This is a genomic window from Clostridium sp. C8 (assembly GCF_001010885.1).
In the GTDB taxonomy this organism is placed as follows: Bacteria; Bacillota; Clostridia; order Clostridiales; family Clostridiaceae; genus Clostridium; species Clostridium sartagoforme.
The window spans coordinates 1-9,494 of record NZ_LBMX01000050.1 but is presented as its reverse complement, the minus strand read 5'-3'; the positions used below and the strand labels follow the sequence as shown (position 1 = coordinate 9,494).

Genomic DNA, 9,494 nt, shown 5'->3' with positions numbered 1-9,494 from the left:
CTTGACAGGGTCAAGTTTAGTGGGAGTTTTTTATTTAAACTATTTATAGTACTGTTAAGTAATGTACATAAATAATTATTAATTCATTTTTAATCACTAATTTGATAATGACAAGATTATATTAAACTAAATAAGTCCAACCTTCTGGTCCTTCAATATCACCAAATTGGATACCACAAAGGATTCTGTAAAGTTCTTTTGTAACAGGGCCAACTTCAGTTTCACTATGAAAAACATGAAGTTTATCTTTATATTCTATTCCTCCTATTGGAGTTATAACAGCAGCAGTACCACAGGCACCGGCTTCTTTAAATTCATCTATATTATCTATATAAACATCTCTTTCATAAACAGGCATTTTTAAATAATCCCTAGCTATATCCATAAGAGAATACTTAGTTATACTAGGCAAAATTGATGGAGATTTTGGTGTGATAAATTCATTATTCTTTGTTATTCCAAAGAAATTAGCAGCACCAACTTCTTCAATTTTTTTATGAGTTGAAGGATCTAAATATATACAGTCCGCAAAACCTCTATCAACAGCTATTCTGTGTGGATGTAGTGAAGCGGCATAATTTCCACCAACCTTTTGTCCACCAGTACCATAAGGAGCTGCTCTATCATAATCTGCTATCATAAAGTTACATGGTGTTAGACCGTCTTTAAAGTAAGGCCCTACAGGTACAGCAAAAACTGAGAAAATATATTCTGGTGCAGGTTTTACCCCTATATTATCTCCCACCCCTATAATAAAAGGTCTTAAATATAATGTAGCACCAGTTCCATAAGGTGGTACATAATGCTCATTAGCCTTAACAACTTGCATGCAAGCATCTATAAATTTATCTACTGGCACTTCAGGCATAAGTAACTTTGCAGTACTTTCATTCATTCTATGTGCATTTCTATCAACCCTGAACAATTGAATTTTTCCATCTTTTCTTCGATATGCTTTTAAACCTTCAAAACATTGTTGACCATAGTGTAAAGCGGTAGATGCTTCACTTATGTTTAACATATTATCTTCTGTTAGCCTACCTTCATCCCATTGCCCATCTTTCCAAACTGAAATATATCTATAATCAGTTTTAATATAGTTAAAACCAAGATTACCCCAATTGATCTTAACATCTTTATTCATATTTCATTACCTCCTTGTGTTTTATATTATTCTAATTGTATCACTATTGAATATATTAATAAACTTTTAATTATTTAATAGATACATAAAAAGGATTTCATATTGAATTATTAGAAAAAAAAGGGTATATTTAAATTATTAGGATGGTAAAAGTTAAATATTACTAAATATACTTTACATATTTTTAATAATGTTAGTAAATTTAGGTTTAATATTAAAGGTAAGATATTTAAATGTAAGAGAGGACGTGTAGTAAATGCAAAAAGAAATTATTTCAACAAGTAAGGCACCAGCAGCAATAGGCCCATACTCACAAGGAATAAAAGTAGGAGATATGGTGTTTACATCAGGACAACTTCCAGTAAATTCATCAACAGGAGAATTAGTAACTGAAATAAAAGAGGCTACTAAACAATCATTAGAAAATGTAAAGGCTGTTTTAGAACAAGCTGGAAGTGGCTTAGATAAAGTGGTTAAAGTAGTAGTTTTCATAAAAGATATGAATGATTTTGGACCAATGAATGAAGTTTATGCAGAATATTTCAAAGAAAACCCTCCAGCAAGAAGTTGCGTTGAAGTTGCAAGATTACCTAAAGATGCACCTATAGAAATAGAAGCAATAGCTACTATAGTATAAATTGCAAAATAATTTATAAGTAACAAGTTAAGAGTGAAAAAGTGAAAGAATTAAGGAGTGGAAAATTATTAATAAAAATCTTTAAGGGATTTTTAAATTTTTCATTCCTTTTACTTTTCACTATTTATTATAATTTATTTCGGTAAGATTGTTCCAATATCTCTTTGGCATCATTCTTTTTTGAAGTTTTGGATTAATTCTCTCTTCAATTGTTGTTGATTTAAAATAGCCTTTCCATAAACTTTGAAAATCATCATTATAATCTTTTAAGTTATTATATACTTCTAAATCCATTTCTCTAATTTCCCAGGAAATTTTGTCGTATATTGAAGCAATACCTCTTTTTACATCATGTATTATCCAATATTCGTTACTAAAACGATTTTGAAAATGTGGAGAAATAATTTCTAATATATTATTATCAGGCTCTATTGAAGAATACAAAAAGTTGTTGTTAACAGAAATAAATCTTACAAAACCATTGAATCTATGAGCTTCTAAAGAAACACGCCTTTCAATATTATCAATTTCTTTTACCGCATCTAAATGTAAGTATTTATGAACATCACTACCTAATTTAAATGCAATTTTCAGATATTTATAACATAAGGTTCCTTTGTTTTTATAATTAGATAAATATAATTTATAAATTTTATTTAGAGCTAAGGGATCAATTTTTATAACAATAGAATCTTTAACCTTATTATATTTATTTAAATCTGTATCAATATACTTAATTTCAGATAAAAGATTTATTTCTAATTCTTCTTCAGTTGAAATTGATTCTATTGAGGTTTTAGAATAAAAAGCATAATAAATTGCAGTTAAAAAGCCTTCAAATGAATCTTCATACACTAATTTTAACAAAATAAATCACCTTCCTTAAAATTCTCCAGTAAGCGAAGTGATAGTATCATTTGGAAGAAGTATTTTCTTTGGTTCTGGTAATAAAATACTATTAGAAACTTTAGGATAAATATCATCAAAAAAAGAAATTTGTTCTGAATTTTCATTTTCAAGTTTTGGTTTATCCATATAAAGTAATCTAGTTCTTATCTTTTCTTCATCAAAGGATACATCTCCATAATACTTTCCTTTACAAGTTATAAAATATTTAGCTCTTTTTAGTACTATTCCAAGTTTTCTTAAATCTTCAAAATTTAATGAATGAACTCTTCTTGTAATTAATATTCTTCTAGCAGATTTTACTCCAATTCCAGGAATTCTAAGAAGGGTATCATAAGATGCTTTATTAACTTCAATTGGAAAAAGATCGATATTACTTAAAGCCCAAGAGGTTTTAGGATCAAAGTTTAAATCAAAGTTATCACTTTCATCTTTTAATAATTCATTAGCTTTAAAACCATAAAATCTTAATAACCAATCTGCTTGATATAATCTATGCTCACGAACTAATGGTGGATGAGTAATGTCAGGAAGTAATTTATCATTCCTTATTACAGGAACATAAGCAGAATAATAAACTCTTTTTAAATCAAAATGATTATATAACTTCTCGGATAAATTTAAGATTTTATAATCGCTTTCAGGAGTTGCACCAACTATTAGCTGAGTACTTTGTCCTCCAGGAACAAATAATGGAGTGGATTTTATACTTTTCTTTAAATCTTTATGTTCTATAATGGAATTTTTAATTATGCTCATTGGAGCTAATATATTTTCTTTGGTTTTTTGTGGAGCAAGTAACTTTAAGCTAGAAGAAGAAGGAAGTTCTATATTTACACTCATTCTATCTACATATTTTCCAGCCTCATTAATTAATTTTTCATCAGCTCCAGGAATAGCTTTTAAGTGAATATATCCATTAAATTTTTCTTGAATTCTAAGCTTTTTTACTACATTAAGTAGTAGCTCCATTGTATAATTGGGGGTTTTAAAAATAGCAGAGCTTAAAAATAAACCTTCAATGTAGTTTCTTTTATAAAAATTAATTGTAAGAGATACTATTTCATCAGGTGTAAACATTGCTCTTGGGACATCTTTACTGCAAGCATTAACACAATACTTGCAATTATATATACAATGATTAGTTAAAAGTATTTTTAAAAGAGAAATACAACGACCATCTGCAGTAAAGCTATGACAAATACCGCTACTTGAAGCATTTCCTAAACCATTATTTGAATTTTTTCTTTTAGATCCAGAAGAAGAACAAGATACGTCATATTTAGCAGCCGCTGAAAGAATATTAAGCTTTTCATCTATATTCAAAATTATCACCCTTCTTAAAAGTATTTAAAATCATTATACAGAACAAATGTTCTCATTGCAATAGATCATATAAATTTTGTAAAAATAAATAATTTTATTGAATAAGTAAATTTAAAATGGGTAGTATAGAAGGTGATAAAGTTAACGGAGGTATAAATATGTTTACTATAATGGCTATAAAAATAGAACCAAGGGTAGAAATTGCCCCAACAGTTCAAGCTATTTTAACAAAGTATGGATGTATCATTCAAACAAGACTCGGATTACATGAAGCAAGTAAAACCTCTTGCTCTAATTCAGGACTTGTTATATTAAATTTAATACATGATGAAAAAGATGAAATTAATAATCTTAAAAAAGAATTAAATGACTTAGAAGGGGTAACAGCAAAGTTAATAGAAGTATAACAAATTTTAAGGTATTAACTATATTTAGTAGTCGATACCTTTTTTATATAAGTAGCTAAAACATTGATTTAAATAAAATAAATCTAATTTAAAAGATAATTAGATTTATTTTATTTATTGTAACTTATATAAATAAATATGTATTTGATAGAATATATATTACTAATTAGGTATTTTTAACTTGCAATTGTTAAATTTATCTTTATAATTATTTTTATTGAAGAATAGTTATTATATAGTGAAAGGACGATAAATAAATGAAAAGATCAATTAAAATATTTGCTATGATATGTAGCATGATTTTTACATTTACTTTATTTGCAGGATGTCAAAAAAGTAATAAGAAAAGTATTAATGTCTTAAATTATGGGGAAAACATAGCGGAAGGCATAATAGAAGAGTTTGAAGATAAATATGATGTAAAAGTTAATTATAAAACTTTTGATGATATGGAAACAATGTATATAGAAGTATCTTCAGGGAAAACTAATTGGGATGCTGTTTTAGTAGCAGATTATATGGCAGATAGAATGATACAAGAAGAATTACTTCAAAAAATAAATAAAGATAAAATACTAAATTTAAAAGAAATGAATGAAGATGATATGGGACAACCATATGATCTTAGTAATGATTATACTGTTCCATATATGAATGGAACAATAGGAATAATATATAATAAAGATTTAGTTAGTGATAAGGTAGATAGTTGGGATATAATGTGGAATGAAAAGTATAAAAAACAAATTTTTGTTTTAGATGCTCAAAGGGATGCTATAGGAATGGCACTTAAAAAACTTGGATATTCATTAAATACTACAAATGAAAAAGAACTTGAAGAAGCTAAAAATTTATTAATAAAACAAAAGCCATTAGTATTAAAATATGGTGCTGATGAAGTTAAGGATTTAATGACTTCTGGGGAATCTGCAATTGCTATGATATGGTCAGGAGAAGGTTTAACTTTAGCTGATGAAAATGAAAATCTAGAGTATGTGATTCCAAAGGAAGGAGCAAACTATTGGTTAGACTCATGGGCAATTCCAACTAATGCAAAAAATAAAGAAATGGCAGAAGAATTTATAAACTTTGTAAGTAGTAAAGATAATGCATATAAAATAGCCGAAGAAATAGGTTATACAACTCCAAATAAGTTAGCTAAGGAAGAACAATCAGAAGAAGTTAAAAATAATACTGGTGCATATATGCCTAAGGAAGTTATGGAAAGATGTGAAGTATATAAATATCTGCCACAAGAAAAATTAAGATTATACGAAGATGTTTGGAATGCAGTTAAGGCTGCAAACTAGCTTATGGGTAGGAAATATATAGTGATAACTATATATTTTAAAATAAAGTGTTCTTAAAAAAATATTAATATTGTATTAAGTCAATAGAATAAAATTTATAGTAATAGTATAATATTAGTAACATCCATTAAGAATATAGGAGTTGATCATGTTATGGATAAGATAATAGATTTCAATGAATTAAAAAACAAAGTGAATGATAAAGATGTAGACAAATTTGAATCCTATATATATTCATTATATTATGATATGTCTTCTGGAAAGTTAAATATGGCAGACTTCACGAAAAAGATGACAGAATACATGAGTGAAAACAACATATCACAAGATAAGTTTTTAAAAATGCAAACTAAGTTAATGGAGAGATATGGATTTGATGCTTCATCTATTGAAGAACAAATAAAATCATTAGGATTAAATAATATTATTCCTGGTACAGGAGATGTTGAAAAAGTAAGAAAGACTATGAGCTTTCAAGAAAAATATAAAGATAGAATAAAAGTAACAACTGTTAATAATTACTATATAAAAAATGATAAAAATGATGTAAAAATATTAACAGAAGAAGAAAATGTTATTTTAAAAAGCTTTGATAAAGTTGATTTAAATGATTTAGAATTAAATGATTTTTTATGTTCTTATAAAAAAGTTATTGATAATACTACACTAAAAATATCTATTTGCGAAAATGTAAAAGAATATGATTATTAAAGATTAGTTGACAATTGAGAATGGGCAGTTAACAAAGCTAAGGAATGAATTTTGTTAACTGAAACTTTCAATTGTCTATTTTTTTATTCTCTAAGAAAACTTACATATGTCCTTTTTTTTATGGAGTTTTATAATATTATAGTTTATAATATTTAAGTGCGTAAAAACGAAACTAAGATTTTATTATAATTTTAATATAGAATACTCAGGAGGATAAAATGAGCGTTTTAACAGTTAAAAATATTAGTCATGGCTTTGGAGATAGAGCTATTTTTGAAGATGTATCATTTAGATTATTAAAGGGAGAACACGTTGGTTTAATTGGAGCTAATGGTGAAGGAAAATCAACATTTATGAATATAGTTACAAATAAGCTTATGCCTGATGAAGGAAAGGTTATTTGGTCTAATAATGTTAGAGTTGGATATATGGATCAACATGCAGCTTTAGTAAAAGGACAAAGTATAAGAGATGCACTAAGAGATGCATTTAGATACTTATTTGATTTAGAAACAGAAATGAATACTTTATATGAAAAAATGGGAGATTGTACTTCAGAGGAATTAGAAAAAATGCTTGAAAGAACAGCAGTAATTCAAGATTTATTAGACCATAATGGATTTTACATAATAGATGCAAAAGTAGAGGAAGTAGCAAAAGGACTTGGATTATTAGATTTAGGTTTAGATAAAGACGTTGATGATTTATCCGGTGGACAAAGAACAAAAATACTACTTGGAAAGTTATTACTTCAAAACCCAGATATATTACTTCTAGATGAGCCTACTAACTATTTAGATGAGGAACATATAGAATGGCTTAAGAGATATTTAAATAATTATGAAAATGCATTTATATTAATATCTCACGATATACCATTTTTAAATTCAGTAGTTAATTTAATATATCATGTTGAGGAAAGAAAATTAACAAGATATGTTGGAGACTATTATGAATTTAAAAGATTATATGAAGAAAGTAAAAAAAGATTAGAAGCAGCATATGAAAAGCAACAAAAAGAAATAGCAAGATTAGAAGATTTCGTTGCAAGAAATAAAGCAAATGTTGCAACAGCTAATATGGCTAAATCAAGACAAAAGAAGCTTGATAAAATGGAAGTAATAGAGCTTTCAAAAGAAAAACCAAAACCAGAATTCAGCTTTAAAATAGCAAGAACAGCTGGAAAAACAATATTTGAAACAGAAGATTTAGTTATAGGATATGATTCACCTCTTACAAAACCATTAAACCTTTATATGGAAAGAGGACAAAAAATAGCTTTAGTTGGAGCAAACGGACTGGGTAAATCAACATTACTTAAAAGCTTGCTAGGAATACAACAGCCACTATCAGGAAAAGTTCATAGAGGAGACTATCAGCATATAGGTTATTTTGAACAAGAAGATAGAAGCGGAAATACAAATACATGCATAGAAGAGGTATGGCAAGAGTTCCCAAGTAAAACACAATACGAAATAAGAGCAGCACTTGCTAAATGTGGATTAACAACAAAGCAATTAGAATCAAAAATAATGGTATTATCAGGTGGAGAAGCTGCAAAAGTTAGATTATGTAAAATATTAAATACAGAAACCAATATACTAATCCTAGACGAACCTACCAATCACTTAGATGTAGATGCAAAAGATGAATTAAAAAGAGCATTAAAAGAATATAAGGGCTCAATTTTACTTGTATCCCACGAACCAGAGTTTTATAGAGATGTAGTTACAGAAATATGGAACTGTGAGGATTGGACAACCAAAATAGTATAAAAAATTTTTAAGAGTTAGCTTGTTGCTAGCTCTTTTTGACAGTAAATTAACAAATATTGGATAACTTTTGGCGTTAAAGAGTAATTATAAACGCTGATTTATTGACAAGTATTACTGGTGTGACAAAATATAATTGATAATATTTTTCAATACTATGGGTTATGTTTAAAGATTTTTTTATAAGTATAAAGATTATGCTAGTGATTATAATGGGGAGTATCTAGTAATATACCTATGGTTAGTTACTCACTATATGAGTTAGGTGTTCCTTTTAATGAAATAGAACAATACTTAGATAAAACAATTGAAAGTTAAATTTATAGAAAAGGCAGCATAAGAATATGAAAAAGAATTTTATGAACCTTGATTATTTACAATTTGGAAATAAGAAACAACAAAAAGCTTTTAAATTATTAAATAATATAAAAATATTTAACATATTACAAAAATATAATCCAATTTTAGTAGGAACTATACCAATAGAAATTGACATTTATGGTAGTGATTTAGACATTATTTGTGAAGTATATAATATAAATGAATTTGAGCAATTAATTCTGAAGAAATTTTCAAGTTTTAATAAATTTAAGATAAATAAAGTAAATGATGAAGTTTTAACAGTTAATTTTCTTATAGATGATTTTGAAATAGAGCTATATGCACAAAACATAAAATCTACAGAACAAAATGGATATAAACATATGATAATTGAAGATAGAATATTAAATTTAGGGAGAGATTTAGTAAAGAAAAAGATTATTGATTTGAAAGAAAATGGTTTAAAGACAGAACCTGCATTTGCTAAAATTCTAAACTTAAAAGGAAATCCATATAATGAATTGTTAAAGCTTGAAAAGTTGGATGATATAGAAATAATGAATTTACTAGAATCTAGATATTGATTTATATTAATATAAGAGTGTTTATAAAATATTAACTTTGTAATATAGCATAAAAATCCATAGAATATATTTAAATTGGCTATGGATTTTTAATTTACAAAAAGAGTAAATAATTTTTAAAAAGCATTTACAATAAAAAATATAGAATATATAATATAAATGTAAACAGTTACCTAATTAAAGATAAAAACTAAATCGGTTTCGAAAATATATTTGGATTTAATATATTTTTTAAATTTTTTCGAAACTGGTTTCGAAGATGATATTTAATATACAAAAGATAGATTAAGATAAAATTGGAAGGAGGTAATTATAAGAAATAAATTAACATATGTATGATAGTATTTTAAAAATAAGGCTCTGTTTTATTTAAATG

General features: G+C 26.5%; 9 protein-coding genes. 6 read left to right on the top strand and 3 right to left on the bottom strand.

Annotated elements, in window-relative coordinates; translation table 11 throughout:
* Window positions 1–121: 121 nt before the first annotated feature.
* Entirely contained in the window at window positions 122–1,144 is a 1,023-nt protein-coding gene (locus AAT22_RS08260; RefSeq protein WP_016208299.1) for a branched-chain amino acid aminotransferase, read from the bottom strand.
* A 256-nt stretch (window positions 1,145–1,400) separates the two neighbouring features.
* Here AAT22_RS08260 and AAT22_RS08255 point away from each other — a divergent pair, with 256 nt between their 5' ends.
* Complete coding sequence (locus tag AAT22_RS08255) at window positions 1,401–1,781, top strand: RidA family protein (protein WP_016208298.1); 381 nt, start codon at window positions 1,401–1,403, stop codon at window positions 1,779–1,781.
* 120 nt (window positions 1,782–1,901) lie between these two features.
* Here AAT22_RS08255 and AAT22_RS08250 read toward each other — a convergent pair whose 3' ends face one another.
* Together AAT22_RS08250 and AAT22_RS08245 are read right to left on the bottom strand one after the other, a co-directional pair.
* Window positions 1,902–2,648 (bottom strand): TIGR03915 family putative DNA repair protein, encoded by a 747-nt coding sequence (locus tag AAT22_RS08250; RefSeq protein ID WP_047000865.1) that lies wholly within the window; start codon window positions 2,646–2,648, stop codon window positions 1,902–1,904.
* Window positions 2,649–2,663: 15 nt separating this feature from the next.
* Window positions 2,664–4,013 (bottom strand): putative DNA modification/repair radical SAM protein, encoded by a 1,350-nt coding sequence (locus AAT22_RS08245; RefSeq protein WP_016208296.1) that lies wholly within the window; start codon window positions 4,011–4,013, stop codon window positions 2,664–2,666.
* A gap of 158 nt (window positions 4,014–4,171) precedes the next feature.
* Between AAT22_RS08245 and AAT22_RS08240 the strand changes: the two genes are divergently transcribed.
* From AAT22_RS08240 to AAT22_RS08220, 5 genes are all read left to right on the top strand, one after another.
* Window positions 4,172–4,420, top strand: a complete 249-nt coding sequence (locus AAT22_RS08240; protein WP_016208295.1) for a hypothetical protein — start codon at window positions 4,172–4,174, stop codon at window positions 4,418–4,420.
* Between the two features lie 257 nt (window positions 4,421–4,677).
* Window positions 4,678–5,730: a spermidine/putrescine ABC transporter substrate-binding protein gene (locus AAT22_RS08235; protein WP_016208294.1), complete on the top strand. Its 1,053-nt coding sequence runs from the start codon at window positions 4,678–4,680 to the stop codon at window positions 5,728–5,730.
* Window positions 5,731–5,883: 153 nt separating this feature from the next.
* On the top strand, window positions 5,884–6,441 hold the full coding sequence (locus AAT22_RS08230) for a DUF3867 domain-containing protein (protein ID WP_047000864.1): 558 nt from the start codon (window positions 5,884–5,886) through the stop codon (window positions 6,439–6,441).
* A 218-nt stretch (window positions 6,442–6,659) separates the two neighbouring features.
* Window positions 6,660–8,216, top strand: coding sequence for an ABC-F family ATP-binding cassette domain-containing protein (locus AAT22_RS08225; protein ID WP_047000863.1), 1,557 nt, complete (start codon window positions 6,660–6,662; stop codon window positions 8,214–8,216).
* A gap of 341 nt (window positions 8,217–8,557) precedes the next feature.
* The gene (locus AAT22_RS08220; protein WP_047000862.1) at window positions 8,558–9,118 is read left to right on the top strand and encodes a DUF4269 domain-containing protein; all 561 of its coding nucleotides are present in this window, start codon (window positions 8,558–8,560) and stop codon (window positions 9,116–9,118) included.
* Window positions 9,119–9,494 lie beyond the last annotated feature (376 nt).

Excerpts from the sequence above, each read along its gene's own strand:
- AAT22_RS08260 (WP_016208299.1), bottom strand. The coding sequence starts at position 1,144 with ATGAATAAAGATGTTAAGATCAATTGGGGTAATCTTGGTTTTAACTAT.
- AAT22_RS08255 (WP_016208298.1), top strand. The coding sequence starts at position 1,401 with ATGCAAAAAGAAATTATTTCAACAAGTAAGGCACCAGCAGCAATAGGC.
- AAT22_RS08240 (WP_016208295.1), top strand. The coding sequence starts at position 4,172 with ATGTTTACTATAATGGCTATAAAAATAGAACCAAGGGTAGAAATTGCC.
- AAT22_RS08235 (WP_016208294.1), top strand. The coding sequence starts at position 4,678 with ATGAAAAGATCAATTAAAATATTTGCTATGATATGTAGCATGATTTTT.
- AAT22_RS08230 (WP_047000864.1), top strand. The coding sequence starts at position 5,884 with ATGGATAAGATAATAGATTTCAATGAATTAAAAAACAAAGTGAATGAT.
- AAT22_RS08225 (WP_047000863.1), top strand. The coding sequence starts at position 6,660 with ATGAGCGTTTTAACAGTTAAAAATATTAGTCATGGCTTTGGAGATAGA.
- AAT22_RS08220 (WP_047000862.1), top strand. The coding sequence starts at position 8,558 with ATGAAAAAGAATTTTATGAACCTTGATTATTTACAATTTGGAAATAAG.